The sequence below is a fragment of the Listeria goaensis genome (assembly GCF_900186125.1).
Classification (GTDB): Bacteria; Bacillota; Bacilli; order Lactobacillales; family Listeriaceae; genus Listeria; species Listeria goaensis.
This window is the reverse complement of the sequence record NZ_FYBQ01000002.1, coordinates 13,075-37,187: the sequence shown is the minus strand read 5'-3', so window position 1 is coordinate 37,187 and position 24,113 is coordinate 13,075. Positions and strand designations below refer to the sequence as shown.

The 24,113-nt window shown below is 39.5% G+C and carries 23 protein-coding genes; 16 read left to right on the top strand and 7 right to left on the bottom strand.

From position 1 onward, the window contains the following. Positions 1-13: 13 nt before the first annotated feature. The 4 genes from CFT42_RS02685 (at position 14) to CFT42_RS02670 (ending at position 3,616) form a co-directional block, all read left to right on the top strand. Positions 14-862 (top strand): PspA/IM30 family protein, encoded by an 849-nt coding sequence (locus CFT42_RS02685; protein ID WP_088809104.1) that lies wholly within the window; start codon positions 14-16, stop codon positions 860-862. A gap of 157 nt (positions 863-1,019) precedes the next feature. Further along, a complete protein-coding gene (gene nagA / locus CFT42_RS02680) occupies positions 1,020-2,153 on the top strand; it encodes an N-acetylglucosamine-6-phosphate deacetylase (protein ID WP_088815318.1) in 1,134 nt (377 codons plus the stop codon). Positions 2,154-2,172: 19 nt separating this feature from the next. Next, complete coding sequence (locus CFT42_RS02675) at positions 2,173-2,877, top strand: glucosamine-6-phosphate deaminase (RefSeq protein WP_088809102.1); 705 nt, start codon at positions 2,173-2,175, stop codon at positions 2,875-2,877. Between the two features lie 16 nt (positions 2,878-2,893). Beyond that, positions 2,894-3,616 (top strand): GntR family transcriptional regulator, encoded by a 723-nt coding sequence (locus tag CFT42_RS02670; RefSeq protein ID WP_088815317.1) that lies wholly within the window; start codon positions 2,894-2,896, stop codon positions 3,614-3,616. Between the two features lie 33 nt (positions 3,617-3,649). Here the strand turns inward: CFT42_RS02670 and CFT42_RS02665 are convergent, their stop codons facing one another. Then, positions 3,650-4,606: an LCP family glycopolymer transferase gene (locus CFT42_RS02665; protein WP_088809100.1), complete on the bottom strand. Its 957-nt coding sequence runs from the start codon at positions 4,604-4,606 to the stop codon at positions 3,650-3,652. A gap of 212 nt (positions 4,607-4,818) precedes the next feature. On the opposite strand from CFT42_RS02665, the gene CFT42_RS02660 reads away from it, so the two are divergent. The 4 genes from CFT42_RS02660 to CFT42_RS02645 all read left to right on the top strand — a co-directional run bounded on the left by CFT42_RS02660 (position 4,819) and on the right by CFT42_RS02645 (position 11,538). Then, on the top strand, positions 4,819-5,883 hold the full coding sequence (locus CFT42_RS02660; RefSeq protein ID WP_088809099.1) for a glycosyltransferase family 4 protein: 1,065 nt from the start codon (positions 4,819-4,821) through the stop codon (positions 5,881-5,883). A 129-nt stretch (positions 5,884-6,012) separates the two neighbouring features. Then, positions 6,013-6,921 (top strand): peptidase U32 family protein, encoded by a 909-nt coding sequence (locus CFT42_RS02655; RefSeq protein ID WP_088809098.1) that lies wholly within the window; start codon positions 6,013-6,015, stop codon positions 6,919-6,921. Between the two features lie 11 nt (positions 6,922-6,932). Next, positions 6,933-8,159 carry a peptidase U32 family protein gene (locus tag CFT42_RS02650; protein ID WP_088809097.1) on the top strand — a complete coding sequence of 409 codons (1,227 nt, stop codon included), beginning with the start codon at positions 6,933-6,935 and terminating at the stop codon, positions 8,157-8,159. Positions 8,160-8,517: 358 nt separating this feature from the next. Next, on the top strand, positions 8,518-11,538 hold the full coding sequence (locus CFT42_RS02645) for a putative mucin/carbohydrate-binding domain-containing protein (RefSeq protein ID WP_088815316.1): 3,021 nt from the start codon (positions 8,518-8,520) through the stop codon (positions 11,536-11,538). A gap of 90 nt (positions 11,539-11,628) precedes the next feature. Here the strand turns inward: CFT42_RS02645 and yjbH are convergent, their stop codons facing one another. Both yjbH and CFT42_RS02635 read right to left on the bottom strand, forming a co-directional pair. Further along, a complete protein-coding gene (yjbH, locus tag CFT42_RS02640; protein WP_088809095.1) occupies positions 11,629-12,438 on the bottom strand; it encodes a protease adaptor protein YjbH in 810 nt (269 codons plus the stop codon). Positions 12,439-12,646: 208 nt separating this feature from the next. Beyond that, positions 12,647-13,231: a CYTH domain-containing protein gene (locus CFT42_RS02635; RefSeq protein ID WP_088815315.1), complete on the bottom strand. Its 585-nt coding sequence runs from the start codon at positions 13,229-13,231 to the stop codon at positions 12,647-12,649. A gap of 104 nt (positions 13,232-13,335) precedes the next feature. Here CFT42_RS02635 and yjbM point away from each other — a divergent pair, with 104 nt between their 5' ends. The 8 genes from yjbM to CFT42_RS02595 all read left to right on the top strand — a co-directional run bounded on the left by yjbM (position 13,336) and on the right by CFT42_RS02595 (position 19,809). After that, positions 13,336-13,998 carry a GTP diphosphokinase gene (yjbM, locus tag CFT42_RS02630; protein WP_088809441.1) on the top strand — a complete coding sequence of 221 codons (663 nt, stop codon included), beginning with the start codon at positions 13,336-13,338 and terminating at the stop codon, positions 13,996-13,998. A gap of 24 nt (positions 13,999-14,022) precedes the next feature. Beyond that, a complete protein-coding gene (locus CFT42_RS02625) occupies positions 14,023-14,817 on the top strand; it encodes an NAD kinase (protein ID WP_088809093.1) in 795 nt (264 codons plus the stop codon). 14 nt (positions 14,818-14,831) lie between these two features. After that, entirely contained in the window at positions 14,832-15,713 is an 882-nt protein-coding gene (locus CFT42_RS02620) for an RluA family pseudouridine synthase (protein WP_088809092.1), read from the top strand. A 71-nt stretch (positions 15,714-15,784) separates the two neighbouring features. Continuing rightward, complete coding sequence (gene fabI, locus CFT42_RS02615) at positions 15,785-16,573, top strand: enoyl-ACP reductase FabI (RefSeq protein ID WP_088815314.1); 789 nt, start codon at positions 15,785-15,787, stop codon at positions 16,571-16,573. A 148-nt stretch (positions 16,574-16,721) separates the two neighbouring features. Next, positions 16,722-16,973: a hypothetical protein gene (locus tag CFT42_RS02610; protein WP_088809090.1), complete on the top strand. Its 252-nt coding sequence runs from the start codon at positions 16,722-16,724 to the stop codon at positions 16,971-16,973. 13 nt (positions 16,974-16,986) lie between these two features. Then, positions 16,987-17,349 carry a hypothetical protein gene (locus tag CFT42_RS02605; protein WP_088815313.1) on the top strand — a complete coding sequence of 121 codons (363 nt, stop codon included), beginning with the start codon at positions 16,987-16,989 and terminating at the stop codon, positions 17,347-17,349. Next, positions 17,340-18,953 carry a T7SS effector LXG polymorphic toxin gene (locus CFT42_RS02600; protein WP_088809089.1) on the top strand — a complete coding sequence of 538 codons (1,614 nt, stop codon included), beginning with the start codon at positions 17,340-17,342 and terminating at the stop codon, positions 18,951-18,953. The genes CFT42_RS02605 and CFT42_RS02600 overlap by 10 nt, the downstream gene beginning before the upstream one ends. A gap of 40 nt (positions 18,954-18,993) precedes the next feature. After that, complete coding sequence (locus tag CFT42_RS02595) at positions 18,994-19,809, top strand: hypothetical protein (RefSeq protein WP_088809088.1); 816 nt, start codon at positions 18,994-18,996, stop codon at positions 19,807-19,809. A 55-nt stretch (positions 19,810-19,864) separates the two neighbouring features. Here CFT42_RS02595 and dltD read toward each other — a convergent pair whose 3' ends face one another. From dltD to dltA, 4 genes are read right to left on the bottom strand one after another with little or no spacing between them, the layout of a single operon-like run. Beyond that, entirely contained in the window at positions 19,865-21,148 is a 1,284-nt protein-coding gene (dltD, locus tag CFT42_RS02590) for a D-alanyl-lipoteichoic acid biosynthesis protein DltD (RefSeq protein WP_088809087.1), read from the bottom strand. Beyond that, positions 21,145-21,384 (bottom strand): D-alanine--poly(phosphoribitol) ligase subunit DltC, encoded by a 240-nt coding sequence (gene dltC, locus CFT42_RS02585; RefSeq protein ID WP_088809086.1) that lies wholly within the window; start codon positions 21,382-21,384, stop codon positions 21,145-21,147. The genes dltD and dltC overlap by 4 nt, the downstream gene beginning before the upstream one ends. 13 nt (positions 21,385-21,397) lie before the next feature. After that, the gene (gene dltB, locus CFT42_RS02580) at positions 21,398-22,582 is read right to left on the bottom strand and encodes a D-alanyl-lipoteichoic acid biosynthesis protein DltB (RefSeq protein WP_088815312.1); all 1,185 of its coding nucleotides are present in this window, start codon (positions 22,580-22,582) and stop codon (positions 21,398-21,400) included. Continuing rightward, positions 22,579-24,099: a D-alanine--poly(phosphoribitol) ligase subunit DltA gene (dltA, locus tag CFT42_RS02575; protein ID WP_088809440.1), complete on the bottom strand. Its 1,521-nt coding sequence runs from the start codon at positions 24,097-24,099 to the stop codon at positions 22,579-22,581. The genes dltB and dltA overlap by 4 nt, the downstream gene beginning before the upstream one ends. Positions 24,100-24,113: the final 14 nt, after the last annotated feature.

Sequence of the window (24,113 nt, the reverse complement as noted above, 5' to 3'; positions counted from 1 at the left end):
GGAGGAGAACAAAATGGCAAATTTCTTTGATAAAATGAAAGAATGGAATAAAGAGGTCACTAAGAAAATTGATGAGCGCGCTGAAAAACGTCGCAGTTCGGTAACATATTACATGGATAAAACAAAAGCTGAAATGAAAGACGCAGAACGCATGGTTGAAAAACAACGCGAGTTAAAATCCTTATTTTATAAAGAGTATAAAGAAATGGAAACTTATGTTGAAAAGCGCCGCCGCCAAGTAGAAATTGCTGAGGAAGCTGGCGAAACTAAGCTTGCTGAATTTGCAAAAGCAGAAGTGGCACAATACGAAGAACAATTAGAAACAACAAAAGGTCACTATGAACAAGCTTCCAAACAATTAGAAGATTTAGAGCTCCGCATGCATGAAATGCGCTTAAAATGGAAAAACTTAAAAACACAACACTTAGCTGAAATGGCTGAAAAAAATGCTGCTGAAACTTCAGAAAAAATGGACAAAGTAATCCATGATATGAGCTGGGGCAGCGTTTCTGACTATCACGAAGCACAAAAACAACGCGATCTAGCTGAAGAGGCAAACAAAAAAGCAGATATGGCTAAAGAACTTTCGCAATCCTTTGATGAGCTGATGGATGAACTTGAAAAGAAAACAGCCAAAAGCAAAGAAGTTATTAAAGATAAAGCGCAAGACTTTACAACGATGGTAGATGACATCATCGAACGCGAAAAACAAAACTTCAAGAAAAAAGATCAAGCATCCATGGAAGAACTTCTAAATGATCTTGAAAAAGAATCCAAGAAAAAAGAAAAGGACGACAACAAAGAAGTCTTAATTCCTGAACTTGAGAAAAAAGAAGAAGAAAAAAATAAAGACAAAAAATAATCATCGAAACGTATCAAGCTAAAACCACCTTACTAGGTGGTTTTTTAGTTGCTTAAATTCTCTCTTTGAGGGTAAAAAGAAAAAAGATAAGTTGCTTTTTTTGAAAAAAGCGGTATAATAATTGGTATAGACCGATTGAGAATAGGAGGCTTTCGTAATGACTGTAAAAGTAATTACAAATGCAACAATTTATACAGGAAAACTCGTTTTGGAAAATGCTTACATGCGTTTCGACAAACAAGTAGAGGAAATTGGTTCCATGAGTAACTTTAAGCCAAATGGCGGAGAAGAAATCATCGATGCCAAAGGACAAAAAGTTGTCCCCGGTTTTATTGATGTTCACTCACATGGTGGTTACGGTCATGATGCGATGGACGCTGATCCAGTAGCACTCAAAAAACAAGTTCGTGGCATGTTAAACGAGGGGATTACAACGTATTTTCCTACAACGATGACGCAGTCGCACAAAAATATTGAAGCAGCATTAAAAGTAATTGGCGAAGTAGCAAAAGAGGAGCCAGTTATCGGTGGTATTCATTTAGAAGGTCCATTCGTTTCTGTTGTATTTAAAGGTGCTCAACCTGAAGAATACATCCAAGCTCCAGACCTTGAACTGTTCAAAAAATGGTATGACATTTCAGGCGGGCTAATCAAAGTGGTGACGTATGCCCCAGAACATGAAACCTCTCCTGCTTTTGAAAATTTATGCCAAGAACTCGGTGTTGTTCCTAGTGTCGGGCATTCCAATGATGTGCGCGAGCATTTGAAAACCAGTAAGGCAACCCATGCGACACACCTTTACAATGCCTGCCACCGAATGACGCACCGCGAACCTGGTGTTCCGGGTCACGTTTTACTCGAGGACGGCATTCAGGCGGAGCTTATCGTTGACGGCATTCATGTTAACAAAGACATGGTTAAGCTAGCCTATAAAATGAAAGGCGCACACGGTATTTCACTTATCACGGATTCGATGCGTGCGAAAGGGATGCCAGAAGGGAAATCTGAACTCGGTGGTCAAACGGTTATCGTGAAGGATAAACAAGCGCGTCTTGAAGACGGAACACTCGCTGGAAGTGTGCTGACTTATGACGATGCTTTCCGCAACATGATTAAATTTACGGGCTGCTCAATTGAAGAAGCGGTACTTATGAGTTCCGTCAATCAAGCAAGAGAGTTTAATTTAATCAAAAAAGGTGGTCTTGAAGCAGGGAAAGACGCTGACTTTAACCTTTTTGATGATGCCCTAAACTTAACTGCCACATATTCTTATGGTCAAAAAAACGTTTAATTGAGAGGAAGAAGTAAACATGCAACTTATTAAAACAGCAGACAAACTAGAAGGTTCTAAAAAAGGCCTAGAAATTATTGAAACAGCAATCCGAAATGGTTCTGTGAAAACGTTAGGGCTTGCAACAGGAAGCACACCTGAATTGTTTTACGGAGAATTCATTAAAAGTGACGTTGATACAAGCGATATTACAACTGTAAACTTAGATGAGTATGTAGGTCTTGCAGCAGACGACCCAAACAGTTATCATTACTATATGAACGAGTTACTATTCTCTAAACGAAAATTTAAAGATAGTTTCTTACCTGACGGCGAAGCAACAGACGCTGAAGCTGAATGTGCACGTTACGAAGAAATTTTAAATACGCATCCAGTAGACATTCAAATTTTAGGTATTGGAACAAATGGTCATATTGGTTTTAATGAACCTGGAACTTCTTTCGATTCTTTAACGCATAAAGTTCTTTTAACAGAATCTACGCGTGAAGCAAATAAGGTTCACTTTGAAAAAGAAGAAGATGTACCAACACATGCTTACTCCATGGGGATTAAATCGATTATGAATGCGAAAAAAATCATTTTGTTTGCGTTTGGAGAATCTAAAAAAGAAGCGATTAAAGCAACTATAAACGGATCTGTAGATGTAAACTGCCCAGCTTCCGTATTACAAAACCATCCAGATGTGACAATTATTGTGGACGAAGAGGCGGCTTCACTTCTATAAAAAAGAGGGCTGAAAAATGATCGATAAACAATCGGGAATTCCAATTTACATTCAAATCCAAGCCGAAATTAAACAAAAAATTGAGGCGGGTGTTTGGCAGGTCGGGACAGCAATCCCGGCCGAACGCCAACTGGCAGAAATGTTTCACGTGAGTCGTATGACAGTTAGGCAAGCCATTCAAGGTCTTGTCGATGATAATATTTTGCAAAGGCGCGTCGGGGCTGGCACGTTCATTGCGGAAAAGAAATTGACTGAACGACTCGAAGCAGTAACAAGTTTCACTAATTTAATGTTGCAGGCAGGAAAGAAGCCTTCCACGCGCATCGTTTCTTACGGTATTCGGCCTGCTAGTACGCAGGAGCAAGAAGCACTAGCAATACCAGAAAAAAGCAATGTTATGAAAATTGAACGGATTCGTTACGGAGACTCAGTTCCCATTTTATTCGAAGTAGCAACAATCCCTGAAAATATTGCGGCGCTTCTTACAAAAGAGGATATTATGAATTCGTTGTATGAAGCGGTGGAAACAAAAATTGGTCAGCAAATTGGTGAGGCAGAACAGATTATGGAGGCAGCGCTTGTTTCAGAAAAGGTTGCGCCCTATTTGGATGTAAAACTAGGTTCACCGGTTATGAAACTCAGACAAATTACATTTTTAGAAGATGGTCGACCATTTGAGTTTACTCGCTCGCAATATGTGGGGAGTAGATTTCAGTTTGTAGCTAAAGTTAAACAATAAAAAGAACTTCCGTGAGGAAGTTCTTTTTTTGTCTTATTTCATTTCAAGATTTTTAGCTAGTTCATCGTGCAGGCGTGCTCGTTCGGCGTCGGATACGACATAGTACCACGGGCCGCCATCAACACGGCTACCTTCACCTTTGACTTGGAGGTTTTCGATATTAGATAGTGCGCCGCGATAATCTTTCGCGATACGTGTAATATCGTTCATTGTAAAGTCGGTTTGAATGTTGTCGCCAATGGCATTTAAAATGCCGTCAAAGCGCCAAATAATACCTGTACTTAATGCTTTCTCAGCAACAGCAGACATAACTTGTTGTTGCCGTTTTTGACGCCCAAAGTCGCCTTCTGCATCAGTTTTACGGATTCGTACATACGCTAACGCATCTTCACCGTCTAAATGAATTTTTCCTTTGTTAAACACCTTTTTGCTACCATCAGCCGATTGTGAGGCAAGCGTCAGACCGTCTTTATCATTGACAACATCAATACCACCCACCGCATCGACTAAATCGCGGAAGCCTTCCATGTTAATCTTGATGTAATAGTTGAATGGAATGCCGTTTAGAAACTGTGTTGTTGTAGCGTCCGTCATTTTAACACCGCCATAAGCATAGGCCGCATTAATCTTATGCGGATTTGAATCGTATCCAGGAATGGTGGTTTTTGTATCACGCGGGATACTCAACATTTGAATTTTATTTGTATTCGGGTTTACAGTTGCCGCAATAAGAGTATCTGAACGCCCTTTATCACCAGCGCGTTCATCGACGCCTAGAATTAAAACAGAAAAGGGTTGTTTCTTTTCTAAATCAACACTAGCGTTTTCTTTTCCTTCAATTGGGGTATGAATTTTATTAAAGGTTGATGTTGTTTTCCAGTAAGCGTAGCCTAAGTACCCAGCAATTCCGAGAACAAGAACTAGCAAGATTGTAAGAAATATTTTTAAGCCTTTGCGCTTTTTCTTTTTATTAGATCGCAAATTGTTCATCCTTTCTTATTCAATACTTTCATTTTAATACAAATTAAGTCTAACGTCAGCTTTTTTAGGAAAAAGTCGAAAAATCGACACAAATTTTAGCATTTAGTATAAAATTAGTTTACTAAGCTTTAAAGAAGAGCTTAAGATTTAGGATTTACGTTGTTTTTTTAAGCATAACGACGTATAATAAGTACAGAATTTAATGTAGGGGAGGCCTTGCCTTGTTACCTTCGATTGTTATCCTTTGTCTGATTGCATCAATCGTGTTAACGCCGCTAGTGCGACAAGTCGCTTTATATTTTGATGTGACGGATAAACCGGATAAAAGACGTGTGAATGTACGACCAATTCCTAGCCTTGGTGGTCTGGCTATTTACATAAGCTTTTCAATTGGGCTTTTTTTACTCCCGATTGATAAAACCTTCATTTGGCCACTTTTTCTAGCTGGTACGATGATGATGATAACAGGATTTATTGATGATTTATTTGAAATTAAAGCACGCTATAAATTAATTGGCCAAGTTTTAGCCGCGTTTATTATCGTTTTTTGGGGCGGAATTTCCATAGAATTTATTAATCTGCCATTCGGCGGGGAAATTCATTTTGGCATTTTCAGTGTACCGCTAACGATTTTATGGATTGTTGCCATCACGAATGCAGTCAATCTTATTGATGGTTTGGACGGTTTGGCAGCGGGTGTTTCTACAATTGCGCTGGTTACAATTTTAGGCATGGCCTTTATTATGTCAGACCCAATTGTTATTTCGATTGCCGCAATTTTAATTGCCGCAACTTTAGGTTTCTTACCATATAATTTTAATCCAGCGAAAATCTTTATGGGCGATACGGGCGCGTTATTTTTAGGCTTTATCATTGCTGTATTATCGGTGATGGGCTTTAAAAATGTTACGTTTGTTTCCCTGATTGTGCCAATTTTAATTTTAGGTGTGCCTATCTCGGATACGATTTTTGCGATTATTAGAAGAGCTGTCACCAAACAGCCGATTGCAATGGCCGACAAATCGCATATTCACCATCAATTGATGAATTTAGGCTTCACACATCGGCAAACCGTTATTTTAATTTACGCGATTGCAGCACTATTTTCACTGTTTTCATTCATTTTTACTATGTCAACGATTTGGGGCTCCATCTTGCTGATGGGCGTACTTCTTCTCCTCGTTGAAATCTTTATTGAATCGCTCGGCTTAATCGGTCAAAACTACCGACCAATCATGAAACTACTACGAATTGAACAAGCACGCGATGATGACAATGAATCTTAAAAAGCTAGGATTCCCTCGGGGCCTAGCTTTTATTTTGGCGAAAACAACATACTTGCGAAGTATTGCCCGTATGGCAGACTTGTGATACATTATTCATTGTAAGTTAAAAGGAGAAGAGGAGAATTAAATATGGAAATTATTGCGACAGCAGAATCAGCACTGCAAGCCGAAAATTTGCTTCGCGCCGGAGTCGATACGCTCTATATTGGAAATAGTCGTTTCGGCCTTAGATTGCCAGCTTCTTTTTCAAATGAGGAATTAGAAGAAATCACGAACTTAGCCCATTCTTTTGGGAAAAAGGTGATTGTGGCGGTGAACGCTTTGATGCACAATGAGCACGTCGAAGAGATTCCGGCATTTTTAAAAGCGCTTGATAGAATGGCGGTAGATAAAATTGCTGTAGGGGATCCAGGCGTTATTTTGATGCTTGAAGAGCTGGAATTATCTGTGCCATTCATTTATGATGCGCAAACTTTTGTGACGAGCGCCGAACAAATTGATTTTTGGGTAAAACAAGGGGCCACTGGTGCGGTACTCGCACGCGAATTAACTCGGCCGGAAGTCGCGCAAATTGCGGCACGCCTAGATATTCCCGTAGAAGTGCTTGTTTACGGGCCAACTTGTATTCATCAATCGAAACGAAAGCTTGTCACGAATTATTATAATATAGTTGAGCTTGACGAGAGTGCTGACAAGACGCGGGGGCTTTATTTACGAGAGCCAAATGATGCGGACAGCATGTTGCCGATTTATGAAGATGAAAATGGAACGCATATTTTTAGTACAGAAGATATTAGTATGATGCCCTATTTGGAGGAGCTTTTTGACGCTGGTGTGACAACGTGGAAGCTCGATGGGATTCTTTTGCATGGCGCGGATTTTGTTGCGATTGCGAAGCTTTTTGTGGAAGCAAAAGAGGCGCTCATGGCGGGGAATTTTATTGCGGAAACATTTGTTAACCGTTTAGCAAATCTGGCTCCAGATACACGTGAACTAGGTGCTGGGTTTTATTTGAAAAATCCGGATGAAGTCAAGTAGGGGGAATATTGATGAAGACAACATTAAAAAAACCTGAGGTGCTTGCGCCAGCGGGGAATTTAGAGAAGTTGAAAATTGCGATTCGCTACGGAGCGGACGCTGTATATATTGGTGGACAGGCATTTGGGCTTCGCTCACGTGCCGGAAATTTTAGTTTTGAAGAAATGCAAGAAGGCGTAGAGTTTGCACATGGTCACGGGGCAAAAGTTTATGTCGCAGCGAATATGGTTGCCCATGAGGGAGATACAGAAGGCGCGGGTGAATTTTTCTTAAAGCTACGCGACATTGGTATTGATGCAGTTATCGTGTCCGATCCTGCGCTCATTCAAATTTGCTTTGATAGCGCGCCGGGACTTCCGGTTCACTTATCAACGCAAGCATCGGCCACGAATTACAAAACGCTTGAATTTTGGAAAAAAAGAGGGCTTGAGCGTGTCGTTTTAGCGCGCGAAGTCAGCATGAAAGAAATTCGCGAAATCGGCGAAAATACGAATGTTGAAATGGAAGCTTTTATCCACGGAGCGATGTGTATTTCTTATTCAGGTAGATGTACACTTTCGAATCATATGGCGAATCGTGACGCAAACCGCGGTGGTTGTGCGCAAAGTTGCCGCTGGAAATATGATTTGTTTGAGATGGACCACGGAAAACCACAAAACTTGGTGGACGACGACGAGGAGCCATTTTCCATGAGTGCAGTGGACTTGTCAATGATTCGCTTTATTCCTGACATGGTGGATGCTGGCGTCGATAGTTTGAAAATCGAAGGCCGAATGAAGTCCATTCATTATGTGTCAACGGTTGCGAGTATTTACCGGAAAGTGGTAGATGCTTACTGCGCAGATCCGGAAAACTTTGAGTTTGATCCAGCGTGGGAAGACGAGCTTTGGAAAGTGGCGCAGCGCGAACTTTCAACAGGGTTTTTCTACAAAGAACCAACAGAAGATGAGCAGCTTTTCGGAAAGACGCGGAAAATACCGCAATATGCTTTTGCCGCGCAAGTGCTTGATTATGATGAAAAAACGAAGATTGCAACCTTGCAACAGCGGAATAATTTCGGCGTCGGTGATGAAATTGAATTTTACGGGCCGAGCGATACGGGCTTTAAACAAGTGGTGCGTGAAATCTGGAATGCAGACGGCGAAGCAATTGACCGAGCACCAAATGCAATGATGACCGTTAAAATGGTTGTAGATAAACCAGTGGAAGCATTTTATTTTATGAGGAAGAAGAAATAAAAAGGATGAGGATATCTGTTATGGATATCTTCAGCTTGTAGAAAAACTCTAAACTTAAGCCAAACAAAACATACTACGCACAATCAGACTGATGACAAATGGTGAGATTTTCATGGATTGCCGAGTACCGCACCGGAGCGGAGGCAAGAACTACGAAGATTGCTGTTTGTCACCAGTCTGATCTTTTTTTGTATAAAAAAGCCTAAACGATAGATTTAGCAATCTTTTGTAATTTTTATTTTGAAATAAAATCGGTCTGTTTTGAGCCTAAATCTCCATAGAATGGACACTATTTTTCAGAATTTTTGTGCTATACTAAAAATGCTGCAGCGATTCATGGTTTTATAGGAGGAACGAAATGAAAAAGATTTTGTTTGGAATGTTGTTATTTTGCCTAGCGATGGTCGTATCTGTACAAGTTTCTTATGCAAATGGCGTTAATACTAAGCATATTTTTAGTATCGAAGACCCCACTTGGATTAGAAATTCAGGTATGAGCAAGGGAGTGAATCACGATAGGCAAGATTTAGGTTTTATTTTACAAGCTGGGAAAGTTTTAAAAGTTCGTCAAACAAATCCAAATTTTGGGCGTACACTTAAGTTATCATTACTAGGCAACGATTCACAATTTGAAAAATCGGTGAATGTTGGAACAAATTGGGTGACCATTAGTAGCTCAAAAAGTTTAGTGCCTTTCATTGATACACCGTTTGGAGATACAAGTGCTACCATTCAGTATGAGGTCGTTTCAAATGAAGCACAAAAACCGTTACCTACCTACAAGAGTCAAAACAGCGAACGAGATTTCTTCAGAATGTGGGATCAATTTAATAGTGAATATGCGCTAGTTCAAGGAAAAGATTTTCAATTGTTCGTTCCGAAAGGGGACAAAGAAAAACTTAGAAATATGAGAGATTTCAACTCTTTGGACGCATTAATTGGGCATTATGAAAAACTATTTAAGATGTATAATCAAATTGCTGGTTTTGACGGATTGACAGCTTACAACAAGAATTCTGCCAACCGTTATTTCTTGAAAGCCGATGCAAACGGTCCTGGTGGAGCTTATTATAGTTGGAACTGGACCGCGATGACCAGTCCTTCGATTGAGTCATGGCTAAAGGAAGCTGACTGGGGACAGCTTCATGAAATTGGACACGGCTACCAAGCTGGATTTGATAGCAAGGGAATGTATACTGGGGAAGTATTCAATAATTTATATGGCGTTCAATATCAGTATGAGCACTACGGAAAAGCGGCGGATAAAAATGGTTGGCTTTTCGACTACGGAAATAAGAAAGCAGTTGAGGAAGGTTTGTATGAAAGTTTAATTGAAAAAAATGGGACATATGAATCTGTTGGGCTTAGGGAAAAGTTAATTTTACTTACGATGCTTAGACAAAAAGCGGGCAATGATGCGTTACCTGCCATGTATCAAGGTTACCGCAAAGCTGCAAACGAACCTGACTTTAATCCAGAAGCCTACGCATTGCCAGATTTATTTAATGAATATTATAGCCAATATAGCCAGCTAGATTTCTCGCCAGTTTTAGAGAAATGGGGACTGACATTAAGTGGAAATCAAGAGTTTGTGAACCGTGCGAAAGGTTATCCAGCCGTGGCTTCGCTTGCTCATATTGTACCTAAAGATAAGCTTGCCAGTGCACGGAATTTACTTGATGCTAAGCTACTCATTACATCGAATTTTGAGATGGTCAAAAATGAAGAAATTGCATCGCTTGATTTAAAAGGCGATTTAACGCTAACATTAAAAGCTGATAATATTTCAGATTTAGTTGGAAGCAAAATTCGTTTGAAAGATGGAACTAGGACGGTTCAAGAAAAAGTAATTAGCAACGGGTCAATGACTTTTACGAGTGTTCCAAACGGCGTATACAGTCTAGAAGTGGTTGGTAGTCAGGCGGACAAGTATGACGTTAAGACATCATACGTATATGTAAAAGAAGCGAAAAACAATGCAAATATTTCTTTGACTAAAATTAATAAAAGTTTTATTGGCAACCAAACGATTCAATTTTTAGGACTTAGCAATCAACCTTTTGCCAGTTTTCAAACTGATGTAAACCAAGGAATTGCCAAGCTTTCAGTTGTTTCAAGTACGCCGCATAGCTATTTCGGAAATCGGAAATACGCAGAAATTACCGTTAAAAATGCATCGGGTGCAGTTCGCTATCACAAAATAATAAACGGTACTAATGCTTCGACTGGGATAGATGAATTTGCTTTTAGAGAAGGGGATCGTGTAGAGGTTTATCACGCGGAAACAGCAGGAAGACTCGTTTCAAAAGAAAGTATTGTTGATTCGTCAAGGAGTGATAATGTGTGGGTGATGACGAAATGGGGATTAAAAAATCAACAATTACAAAATAACGCGGAACAAGATTTTCAAAAAAAAGTGGTAGCAATAGGTGATGCGCTCCTGAAAGACGAAACAATGAAAGTTGCGCCGCTCTCACTGGTTGAGGGCAAGAAACATCTACTTGTGGCCATTCAGTCGCTTACTGAACCGGCTAAAACGGAGTATTTGCAGAAATATAAAAATCTTTTTCCCGGGAAAGAAGAAAAGAATTTCGTGAATGATTATGTGTATACATTTAAAGGGTGGGGGAACCATCTTATCGCGACAATGAATGTGTCGCCAAAAGATATGCAAGCAACTGTTGCGATTAATGCCAACATGCCACATTCTTACTTTGCGAGCTCATATGCCTCCATTACGATTTTAGATAGAAATGGTCTGGAAAAATATACGAAAGATTTTGTAGGCACAACGAATTATCCAGCAAGCACAACTCAGATTCACTTAGCTGAAGGGGATTACATTAAAGTCACGCATAAGGAATCGGGTTCACGCTTAACAATTCAAGAGAAGACGCACCAAACTTTCTTGAAAAAAGGGGATTTAATTACGTATCGTGTGACTAACACTGGCTTAGAAGAAGTGAGTACATCAGAAATTCCAGTGCCTAAAGCTGCCGGCTACGACTTTCAATATGTGTTGAAGGGATTAAGTAATCATGTTGTTGCGACGATGAACGTTTCGCTAACCGACATGCAAGCAACTATTTTGGTAACGGGGAATCGTCCACATGATTACTTCACAGCTTCATATGCCGCGATTGATATTGCGGATAAAAATGGAACAAGGAAATACCGCCAAGATTATTATGGGACAACAGATTATCCTACGAAAACAACGCGCATCAATTTGGCAGAAGGCGACCGCATTAAAGTAAGTCATCGTGAGGCCGCTAGTAGACTAACCATTCAAAACATGCAAAGCGGTAGTTTATTAGAGAAAACGAACCTTACTACTGTTTATATTGTTAAAAAAACAGGTTTAGAATTAGTTAAATGATTTTGCGAGCCGATTCCAATTTTTGGAATCGGTTTTTTATGCACAAAAAAAGAGCGGTACACGACTCGTTACCGCTCTGATTTAACATTTTTAACCGATATACTGCCAAACAATTTCACCGTCTTTTAATTCGACGGGTGTTACTTTTTGTTGGAGGCGCCACTTTTTCATTTGGCGTTCAATTTGGCATTGTGATACGTTGTAGAATTGCGCCATTGAGTGGGAACTTGTTACTTTAACGAGCTCAATGTATTCTTCCATCGATGGCTTTTCTTCTGGTTCAGGGAAATGGTTTAAAAGCTCGGATAAAATATGGACATAAATATCATAACGATGTAGGCCTGTAATTTTCAGACCGGCATCTTCAATGTTGCGATTAAAGAAAACAACCGTTGGATTTTCGGTAATCTCCATTTCACGCGCCACTTTTTGATCTCCGATATAGGAGCGTTTAGCGATGTTCGAACTAAAGTCTTTACGGAACTCGGTTAAATCAAGTCCAGTCGAACGTGCTTTTTCAAAAAGGAGGCTTTCATTTGAAATATCTTCTTCGTTCACAAAATAAGCTTCTTGAAGTTTGCGTAAAAACGAGATTCCAAGGTTTTTTCCTTGAAGTTCAGCTGCTTTAACGGCAAGACAAGAAACATAGGAGCGATGAGCAAGCATTTGTTGTTCTTTCAAAGGAAGATTTTCTTTGGAACGCTTTTGCTTACGCATGAAAGTTTGAAGATTATTATGAAGAATATATCTTAATTTAAAATAGTTACCATATTCCATTTGCAGGCGCCGAATGTTTGCTTCCATATCGAAACAGTCTTTACAGGCTGGATCGAAAAATAAATAAATCTCAATCGGCTTACTATTTGCGATGGACGTATAATATAAATTTTGATTAATCATTTTTAATCACCTGATTTTTAATTTCTGACATAAATTCGTTGTCATAGTCTTTGTACCAGTGTGAAAATGTTCTTTAGCATTTGCTGATACACTTTTTATCTATACTCATTTTAGCAGTCACCTAATAAATTAACAAATAATTGTACCTGAGAAAACAGAAGAATTTGCATAAGTTTAATAAAATCGCCATATTTACCGCTTGATTTTATTAATTTATATCACTTTTATATGTATAGTTATAAAAGCGTTCGATTTTATTTAAAGCGGGATGGGGAGAAATACGGTTTTTCTCTAAGAAATGATTGAAAATTTCTTGTCCTTTTTCAAAATCGGAAACTTCATATTCTAAATCAAAATCAATTTTGTCGCCGTAAAAATTTTTATCGAATACTAAAAGGCCTTTTTTGTAGGCGACTTCTGCGCGTCTTGTTTTTAGGGAACCAAAATAGTGTAAGTCCTCATGGGACACGTTTAGTGTGGCTAATTTATCACGGACTGATCCGGTTGGAATATTGGCGCCGTCAAAAATGGCTTTTGCTTGGTCACTACCTAAAAGTTGTGAGGTTTCAAGTAGGCCATCGCCTTGTGGGGTTTTGAGTGTCATTTCAAAGTGCGTTCCTTTTTGGCGAATGCGAAGGGCACTAAGGCGCTGTTTTAGAGCAAAGTCTTGTGTATCGAGATAATAATTTGTTTGCTCGAAAAAATCGGTTTCTTTTAAGCGAAATAAATCGCAAAGGGTTTCATACTCGTTTTCAGACAAAAGATTACGGAACTCGATTTCCAGTTCTTCCATGGGCATTTTCCTCTTTTCGTGCTTTTCTTCTATAGTAACATAATGAGGAAAATATGGTAAAATAAGAGGGTATGAATAAAAGTTCAGTCTATGAGGTGAGTTTTTTGAACCATTGGGAAGATTTTTTGGCACCGTATAAGCAGGCTGTCGATGAATTAAAAGTGAAACTGAAGGGAATGCGTGCGCAGTTTCAGCTTGAAAATAACCATTCACCGATTGAGTTTGTCACAGGACGGGTAAAGCCGATTGCGAGTATTTTAGATAAAGCGAATCAAAAAAATATAGCGCTAGATCGTTTGGCGGAAGAAATGCAGGATATTGCGGGTCTACGTATGATGTGCCAATTTGTTGATGATATTGAAACGGTCGTTCATTTGCTTAGACAAAGGAAAGATTTTCGGATTGTGGAGGAACGTGACTATATTGCGAATAAAAAGCCGAGCGGTTATCGTTCGTACCATGTGGTGATTGAATATCCGGTGGAAACAATTAGTGGCGAGGAAAAAATTCTTGTCGAAATTCAAATTCGGACGCTGGCGATGAATTTTTGGGCAACAATTGAACATTCTGTAAACTATAAATATCAAGGGGAGTTTCCAGAAGCGATTAACACGCGTTTGAAACGTGCGGCGGAAGCGGCTTTTCAACTTGATGAAGAGATGAGCCAAATTCGCGAAGAAATTCAAGAAGCGCAAGTTTATTTTTCGAAAAACAAAGATGTGCCGAAAAGTAAGACGCAAAGTCATCATGAATTGCCTAAAAAATAGTGAACGATAAAAGGAGAATGCACAGTGAAATATGTGATTACATCGAAAGGGGACGAAAAGTCCAATTTACTTAGGCTAACGATGATTGCTGCTTTTGATGAATACGAAATGGAGTATGATGCGCTAAATCCAGAAATTGTCATTTCCATCGGTGGTGACGGGACGCTGCTCGCTGCTTTTCATGAATATGAACATCGCTTAGACCGAACGGCGTTTGTTGGGATTCACACGGGGCATTTGGGCTTTTACGCAGATTGGCGCCCGAACGAAGCGGAAAAGTTAGTGGAACGCATTGCAGAAGGCAAATATGATAAAGTGTGCTATCCGCTCTTAAAAACGACCGTCCACTACGAATTAGGGAAAAAAGAAGCCGTTTATTTAGCTTTAAATGAATCCACGATAAAAAGTTCCGGAGGTCCCTTTGTCGTTGATGTTATGATTAATGAAAGTCATTTCGAGCGCTTCCGCGGTGACGGGCTATGCATGTCCACGCCTAGTGGCACAACAGCCTACAACAAATCGCTTGGCGGCGCCCTTATGCATCCATCTGTCAAAGCCATGCAGCTTACGGAAATGGCTTCCATCAATAACCGCATTTACCGGACGATTGGAAGTCCGCTTGTTTTTCCAGAACATCATCAAGTGAAATTAAAACCAGTAAATGACAAAGACTTTCAAATTTCAGTGGATCATTTAAGTATTTTGCATCGCGATGTGCGCGAAATTGTATATGAAGTAGCAAGTGTGGAGATGCAATTTGCTCGTTTTCGGTCGTTCCCTTTTTGGAAACGAGTGCATGATTCCTTTATTGAAGACTAGGAGGAAAAAAGGTTTTGTTTTTAGAGTGGCGAGTTAGTGAACAAGAAACGGGCATTTTACTTCGAACGTTTTTACGACATCATCATATTTCAAAACAGTTACTTGCTTCGGTGAAATATAATGAAGAGGGCAAAATTGAAGTAAACGGCGAGGAACAAAATGTGCTGTATAAAGTTCAGGCGGGGGATAAGATTCGTATCCATTTTCCACCTGAAAAGGAAAACACGCGTTTAATTGCGGAGTTTAAACCGCTAAATGTTGTGTATGAGGACGATTTTATTTTAGTTTTGAACAAGGAAGCGGGCATGGCGAGCATTCCGGCGCAGTATCATCCGAGTGGGTCTGTTGCGAATCATTTAAAGGGTTACTATGAAACAATTGGTCTCGATTCGGCGATTCACATTGTGACGCGTTTAGACCGTGAAACATCTGGTCTGATGTTGATTGCGAAAAATCGGTTCGCACACGCTCGTCTAAGCTGGACGCTTCAAAAGGGGCTGTTAAAACGGCGCTATCAGGCGCTTGTTTCGGGCAACTTGGCGGAGGACGAGGGTTTTATTGAAGCACCAATTGGGCGTAATAGCGATATTAGCATCATGGAACGCATGGTCGCGCCTGACGGGAAATATGCGAAGACAAACTACAAGCGAATTGGCAGTTACACGTCGTTTGATCATTTGCAAATTGAGCTTGAAACAGGAAGGACGCATCAAATTCGGGTGCACTTTTCTTATATCGGCCATCCTTTAATCGGTGACACGATGTATGGTGGGCCAAATGAATTGTTAGCACGAAACGCTCTACACTCGTATCATCTACACTTGGTGCATCCTTTTACCGAAGAGTATATGGAGTTTGAAATCCCTTTGCCAGAAGATTTACAAGCGCTTCTTTAGAAAAATGTGGAAAATGAGCTTTAAAATGATGTAAAATAGAAAAGGCAATGCAAATTGAGGAGGAATTAGTAATGAATTTAACTTTAGAGGGAAAAACGTATGTTGTGATGGGGGTAGCGAATAAACGCAGTATCGCTTGGTCGATTGCGAAATCTTTAAATGATGCGGGGGCAAGTCTTGTCTTTACATATGCGGATGAGCGCGCGAAGAAAAGCATCGATGAACTTTCTAGTACACTTTCGGAAAAAAATCATGCGGCACCTGTCGTTCAATGTGATGTAACAAGCGAAGAAGGCATTAAATCCGCTTTTGAAACGATTAAAGCGCACGTTGGAAAAATTAGTGGTCTAGCGCATTGTATCGCGTTTGCCAACAAAGATTTCCTAGCTGGCGATTATTTAGAAGTAGACCGCGAAAGTTTCTTACAAGCGCACGAAATTAGCTCCTACTCCTTTACAGCTGTTGCGCGCACGTTAAAACATTTAGATATGCTAACAGAAGATGCGAGCTTACTGACACTTACGTATCTTGGCGGCGAGCGCGTTGTCGAAAACTACAATATTATGGGTGTAGCAAAAGCTTCTCTTGATGCTACTGTCAAATATATGGCGATGGATCTTGGCAAAATCGGCGTACGCGTCAATGCAATTTCCGCAGGCCCAATTCGTACATTATCCGCACGCGGAGTAAGCAGTTTCACGAAATCTCTTGCAATTGTGGAGGAAAAAGCACCGCTTAAACGCTCGACACAGCCTGAAGAAGTTGGCGATACGGCACTCTTCTTGTTTAGCCCACTTTCAAGAGGCATTACAGGCGAGTTAATTCACGTCGATAGCGGTTATCATATTATCGGATTCTAAAGTATGCATTCTAGGCTCCTGTTTTCTGTTTTTTAAGGGAAACACGGAGCCTAATTTTGTGTCATGAGACGAGCGTAGACATGGTCCGGGGCGTGTGCTATATTTAAAATTGGAAGAAAACAATACATATAGAAAGGAAACACAAGGGATGGGGAAAATAGCATCTAATACGACTATAGCAAATACAGCAGTTGCTGATGTCAAAGCAATTTCTGTTAATAAGGGAGAACAGGTTTCTTTAGCTAAAAGTACGATTTCAAGCATGCAAACAGGAAAAAAAGTGAATAACCAGTTGTTACCAAATTTAGCTGAGCTTGTAGATTGTGTGCAGGCCGAGAGTGAGAAATTTCCAAAAATAGCCGAAATGATGGCTCTTCAAGATAGCCAGATTAAATTTTAGGAGATGAAAAAAGTTGGTAGAGAAAACGAATGAGGGAAAACGAACTGCTTATAATCAACTAATTGTAGAAAAAGAGAATCAGATTGACCAATTGAGTGAGGAACGAGCTACAATAGAAAATGCGCTAGAGCGTTTAGAAGTGGATTTGCAGAACGGGTTTCAAAGATTACAAATATTGAATGAAGAAAATGCGAACTATCAGCATAAAGAAGATTTTCGAATGCAGCAAAGGAATGATTGTATGGCGCATAGTTTTCGGCAACAAATACGAAACGCCCACGAAGAGTTTACATTTGCTTTCAAGAAAGAGATTTGTCAAATGGATGAGGAACGAGAAACTCTTTATAAGGAAAGGAATGAACTTCCTTGGGACTAATTTATTCAAGTAGCGAATCAAGCAAGTTAATCCAAGCTCTGTCTAAAAATTTATCAAGTGGGAAAGAAACCATCACACAGCTAAAAGCTGGAAGCCAAAAAGTGATTCAGGCTGTGGACGGGCGCAAATTGTCTGGAGCTGCTTATACAGCTGGGAAAGGATTATTTACAGATCTTGTTATACCAACTATTACAAGAGTGACTACTGCATGTGATAGTATTGAACAAGAATTAAACAAATATCAGCTTGCGGATGCCGTTGTTTCAAGTGAAGACTATTTGGATGAAGACAATCTAAATCAACAAATAGCAACGCAAAAAAATATGAAAGCATCTGTTGAAGGAACAACAGTTATTATCGATATGTTTTTAAGAATGAATAAAAATACAGCATTAATTGATGTTGCACAAAATCACAAGAGAAAATTAAGTCAAATGTCTAACAGTCTTGACCAAGAAATTGATGAACTTCAAAAGAAAATTGAGAAGCTTTATGAATTTGAAGGGCAAACAAAAGGTTTATTTAATAGTAGTCTGGATGATATGAAATTAGCGATGCAAAGTGTGTTAGTATTGAATAGCATAACGATAAAAAAAGATGGTACATACAAATTTCCTAAAGGTGCCGATAAAAGCTGGTTTACGGAGCTGAAAAGTAAGGAACAGCTAGAAGAAATGGAAAATCAGGAGAAGAAAGTAGCGATTAAAGAATTAAATGAGCTATTTGAAAAAAATCCAGCGGCAGCAATTGAGAAAATCAAAAATAATGATCGTTTGTTTGACTATGTGATAGGCGCTTTAGACAAATTTCCTGATAGCTTACAAGATGCAGCTCTTGGAATTTTTATTGCACAAGAAAGCTGGAATAAATTGCCTAAAGATGTGGCTACAAACGTTTTAAACAGTCCTAAATTTGCTTCCTATCTAGGTGAAGCATCTTTTGCAACACAAGCAGTTGTATATAATGGTTTAACTAAATTGAGCGAAAAAGGCTGGAGCGTCTTAGCACCAATTGGCTATTCGACCAAAATTCTTTCTAGAACAAGTGAAGGTGCAAAACTAATTGCGAGCTCTAAAGTTGGCTTGGATGTATTTAAAAAGTTGAAGCCGGTTTCTGAATTTGTTAAGGCGCATCCAGTGGCGAGGGAAGGTATTGGATATGGCGGAGACACATTAAGCATCACAGCGTATGCTTATGAAGAGTACATCAATCCAGAGAGTCCAGCTTATGGGGATGCAAGTAAAGCAGTGTATGGTGGGTTGAGTCTATTTATATGGAATGCTGGACCGCTAGAAGGGGTACAGTATGGAGGGCCTATTGGAGCCATAGCCGGGACATTAAATACGATGATTAAAGGCGTGGATATAACTACTCCTGAGATAAAAGTTAATATTGTCTTGGGAAATATTCATATTAACTCTCATAGTTTTTACTTTGGTTTAAGTGGTAGTGCTGAAACAAGAGAGAATAATAAGAGAGAATGGCTTGATGAACAGTATAAGTTGTACGGAAAGCATGATAGTGTTGCACCAGATAAGCATTATCGAATAGGTGTGCAACCTCAGAGTGGTAGCCCTAATTTTAATCCAATATTTGAAAAATAATCAAATCATAATAGATTCCCATATGGAATGGAGTATTTAAATGAAAATTATCGCAAAACAAACCTCATTTGAGCAGGCGAGTCGATTTGTAGATATACAGAAGCTTGTTCAACAAACAAAAAATCCTACGGAAAATTTATTCACCCGTGAGCTGCAAATAATATTTCTTGCATTTTTTTGTGGATTCATTGCGCTGCTACCGTTAAAAAATTCGTTTGTTATTACAAGTATTCTAATTACTATAATTTTGATAAGCCTTGCCTTTTACTTTATTATAAAATCTAAAAATAAATCTTTGAGCGATTTTGGTTGGGTAATAGCCAAATATATGATGGTTCAAACACTTAGCATAAGCTTAGTATTAGGCATGAGAATTGATGGAAATAAACCGTTTGGAGAATTTTATCTTTTGCTGGCGTTCTGTTATTTGATTATTATTTTGGTGCTTTGCTATTTTCGATGTAGCTATTTGGTTCAGAACTATCTAAGGAAGCATGGTATGGATATAAAAGAGTCAAAAACGTCAAAGATATGGAATAAAGGGATGTTTAAACTATCAATAGGTTTAGTAGTGATTATTATTTTGGGAACACAATTTTATAGGCTTATTAAATGGTGGTTTATTAAAGATGATAAGTCTCTTGATAAAATATCTATCCAAAATGAGTGGTTAGGGACGTTTGTTATATTAGTTATTATTGGATTATTAGTAGTTCTCCTAATTGTCTTTTCATTGCTTCCAATTCTGTTATTTAATGCAAAAGTAGTCGTAGAGGGAATCATGTTAAAAGAGTATGCAGAAGAATTCCGGAATCAGTCCGGACTTACTGAAAATGAATGGTACGGGGAGAAATAAAGTAGTTAAATTAAAAACAGCTCAGCAAAATCCGGATTTTGCTGAGCTGTTTATTTTAATTTTTCGTTTCTAAATCTTTTTTAAGTTCTTTTGGTAGTTTTGCTTTGTGAAAATAGAAATCACGAGGCGTTTCTGGGTAGCTTGTTGGCGCTTGTTGTTTGGCGAATTTGGCGATGGCGTCGTCAATTTGCACCCAGCCGCGCCAACTTAAATGGATAGGGTCTTCTAAAAAGTAAGGCGAGTCTTGACGGTCTTCAAGCGAAATATAACGGAAGCCGTTTTGCTCCACTTGCTCTTTTGTTTTTTTATAATATTCGTCAAGTCCCTCTTGTTTCATGCCGATAAATCGCAGCCATTCGCCATTTACAGGAGGATTTACAAATAATACATCAGCACCTGCATTTTTGAAGGCGTCCATTACAAGTTGCAAATCGTCATATTCAGGTGAGCTTGCATAACTTAAATTTTGACGACTATCTTTAAGTTTAGCCATATTTGGTGAAATTTTCTTATCGAAATATTTTTGTTTCACATGAAATGGATTGTCACCAGTACTTTTTTCACCAAGCGAAGCGGCCATTTTGTCTAGTTCATCGAAATTTAGAACAGGAGGAAGCATTTTAACGCCTTCCTGAATTCGCTTCTCTTTTGAGCCAGTGACTAATTTTGATTCGAGCTCATCTTTTCGGATTAAAATACGGTACTCGATTTCCGCAGCGGCGCGCGTTAGCATGGAGTCGTGCGGCTTGTTTGGTCCCGGTGTAGTGATGTTTTCGAGCAATTTTGTGAGCGTTGAGTCGTTTTGGACGACTTTGTAGCTAAGAAGCCGCCTTGCAGCAAACCTACGCTCCGGTGTATCTTTTTCTTCCTGAAGCGCAAACGTGTACGCTTGAATGGGCGAAAATGTTGCGCCAAAATGAGCATCATCTACGCCATTTGGTTGGAACCATTGTGGCGATAAAATAAAGACGACTTTTTTCCCTTTCAGTTGATCGGATAGCATGTTGATGTCCAAATAATGAAAGAGCGACTGCGTACCAGGCTGGCCGATTAAAAACGGCGTGTAGCTTGTGCCGTATTTTTTTGCAATGACGCTCGGGTGGAAGGGATCAATGCGCGATAGTTCCGAGGAACCGAAAATGGGCATGTAATCTTGATTCATCGCTGTTTGTTGCAAAATTTTCCCACCTACGACATTCCCGTTCATGGACGTAGCCGCATTTTGAACGGCCGTATTTGAAACGCCACCAAATAGCGCACTCGGTCCGAAAAGAATAAACAAGAAGACACCGCAAGCCACTAAAATGGGGCCAAATGTCATCCATAGTTTTTTTCTCATGATTTGAGGGCCTCTAATTGCTTAATCACAAGTTCTGGCGTTGCCCATTCGTCGCGGTCGAATTCGGAAACGGGAACCGTAATATCGAGACTACTTTCAATTTCAACAAGGAGTTGCACTGTTGCCATTGAGTCGAGTAAGCCCTCGTCAAATAAGCGGACGCTTGTATTTTCTTTTACTTCTTCTGATTCTGTAATTTCTTCTAAAATATCTAAAACTTGATCACGAAAACTCATTTTTATTACCACCTTAGAAAGTTATTTTATCAAATATGCCAGAGAAAATGAGGAAGCCGAAGCAAACGAAGTTAAACGTAATGAACATTCCAATAACATAAGTGATTTTATTTTTTGGATAAAACTTATATTTTTTGTTGATGCGCTCAAAAATGTCGAAACCGACGATAAGCAACGCTTGGTATAAGCCGTAAACAACGTAGTACCAGTGAAGGCCGTGCCAAATTCCCATGATGAAAAAATTGACAAAGTACGCGATATAAGCGATTGTAAATTTACTTTTAAACCATTTCTTTTTCGTCAAAAAGAAGACGAACCGCATGAAAATGAAGTCGCGGAACCAAAATGAAAGCGTCATGTGCCAACGATTCCAGAAGTCCTTAATGTTGCGTGCGAGAAACGGTTTGTTGAAGTTCATTGGTGTTTGGACGCCGAGTAGGTAGGAAACCCCAACAGCGAACAAACTGTAACCTGCAAAATCAAAAAATAAGTACATACTATACGCGTACATATAGCCAAGCAAACTCATATTAAAATCAACATGTTGGATTAAAAGTCCTTCAAGTGGGGTTTTCCAATGAACATCGATTAAATAGGCGATGATGAACTTATAAAGGAAACCTAAGAAAATATAAAAAATACCACGGTTTAAAAGTTCTACATATTTCGAGGGTTCAAGCGGATTTTTAACATCCTTCTGGAATCTCCGAAATCGGTCTATTGGGCCAGAAGAAATGGTTGGAAAGAACAGCAGAAAATTCACAAATTCCACGGAATCATATTCTTTTATGAGTCCATCGCGAATTTCCATTACCATCGTAGTGGCTTTAAACGTTAAATAGGAGATTCCTAGAAAGCCGACGAGTGTTGTGTGATCCGCAAGCAATGGCTGCACTTTAACAATTGCAAGCGGTAAAATCGACAGGATTACAGCAAGGGTAAAAATACCGCCATGATTTTTGTTTTGAACACGTCTGTAATGAAAATAAAGCCGGACAACAATGAGTTGCCAAAAAATGAAAACGATAAAGGCAATGCCTTGCACTAAATTGCTTGAAAACATGAAGAAAATGAAAAGTAACGTGACAAACGCGTTATAAACTGGAAGTCTTTTCCCCATTAAATTTGCAATCACAATCGGTGCGATAAAAAGTGCGAGGATTGCAAAGTAAAAGATAGAGCCGTATGGGGTGGTCATTCGTTCACCTCATTTTCTAAAAGTTTTCGATCGATTTTTCCATTATTAGTTAAAGCAAATTCGGTCTTATAAATCCATTTCCGAGGAATCATATAGTTTGGCATTTTATTCGCGAGTTCCTGTTTAATGGCTTTCGTCAATTTGAACGGCTTATCAAAGTCATGCTCATTTGCGACAACAAACGCAACTAATGAATCCACCTTTCCTTCCACGTATTTTGGAATAACGACGGCACTTCTAACGTAGCTGACTTCTTTTAAGTTGTTCTCGATGTCTTCAAGCTCGATGCGATAGCCGTGTAGCTTCACTTGGAAATCTAAGCGACCTTGGAAAAACAATTGATTATTTTTAATTACACCGCAGTCACCCGTATGATAGGCCATGAGATCAAAAGCTTTAGAAAAAACTTCTACGGTTTTTTCGCGGTTGTTTAAATAGCCTTTTGAAACGCTCGGTCCGACGAGCACAATTTCCCCTTTTTCACCATCTGGTAGGCGTTCATGTGTTTCAGGGTCAGTGATGAAAAGGCGCGTATCAGGCTTGACTTGTCCAAGTGGGAGGCTCGGATAGGCGGCGATGACTTCATTTGTAATTTCAATTTTGGTAACGGCAACGGTTGCTTCTGTCGGCCCGTAAGTGTTATAAATTTTGGCGTCTGGAAAGCGGGCAATTAATTCGCGTGCAGTTTCTTTGGTTAGGACTTCCCCGCAAAAAATAAATTTTGAGAGCGAAGGATTATTAGCGCCGTTAAAATGGGGGTCAAGTAAACAAATGTCAGCGAATGACGGCGTTGAAACGAAGACGTCAAGTCGCAGTCGCGGAATTTGACTGTACAAGTCTTTTAAATTGGCGCTGCAAGTCTTATCCACGGGAACTAGCGTGCTCCCTGAAAGTAAGCTTGGATACAGGTCCATAACGGAAAGGTCAAATGAAAAAGGTGCTTGATTTAAAATGCGCAAACCTTCTGTTAATGAAAAATCTTGCAGCAGCCAATTGGAAAAGCTGATTAAATTGTTTTGGCTAATTTGAACGCCTTTCGGTAGGCCAGTGCTGCCCGATGTGTAAATAATATAATGCGTATCATCACCTTGAACGGCGCTCGCTAGGCGTGGCTTTTTGCCCGTATTTAAGCGAATAAATTCAGCGATTTCGCTAGCAGTGAGAACAGGTTTATCCGTTTCAACCGGAAGTTCTTCCACAGCAAGCACGCAAGCTGGTTCTGCTGCGGTCACAATTTGAGTAATGCGCTCCCTTGGCATAGAAGTATCAACGGGAACATACGCATGTCCACTTTTTAAACAAGCCATAAAAGCGACTAACATAAGCGAGGACATGTGTCCGTAAACGACAATTGGCGCCTCTTTTGGAAAAGCTTTTTCTTCTAAAAAAAAAGCAAAGGAATCAGATTGATTTTTTAGTTCCTTGTAAGAAAGTGTGGTACCATTATATTCGTAGCAAACCTTCTGCGGAGTGAGAGTAGCCCATTCATCAATGCGTTCTGTAAGTGAGGTGGTCATCGTTTGTAAACCCA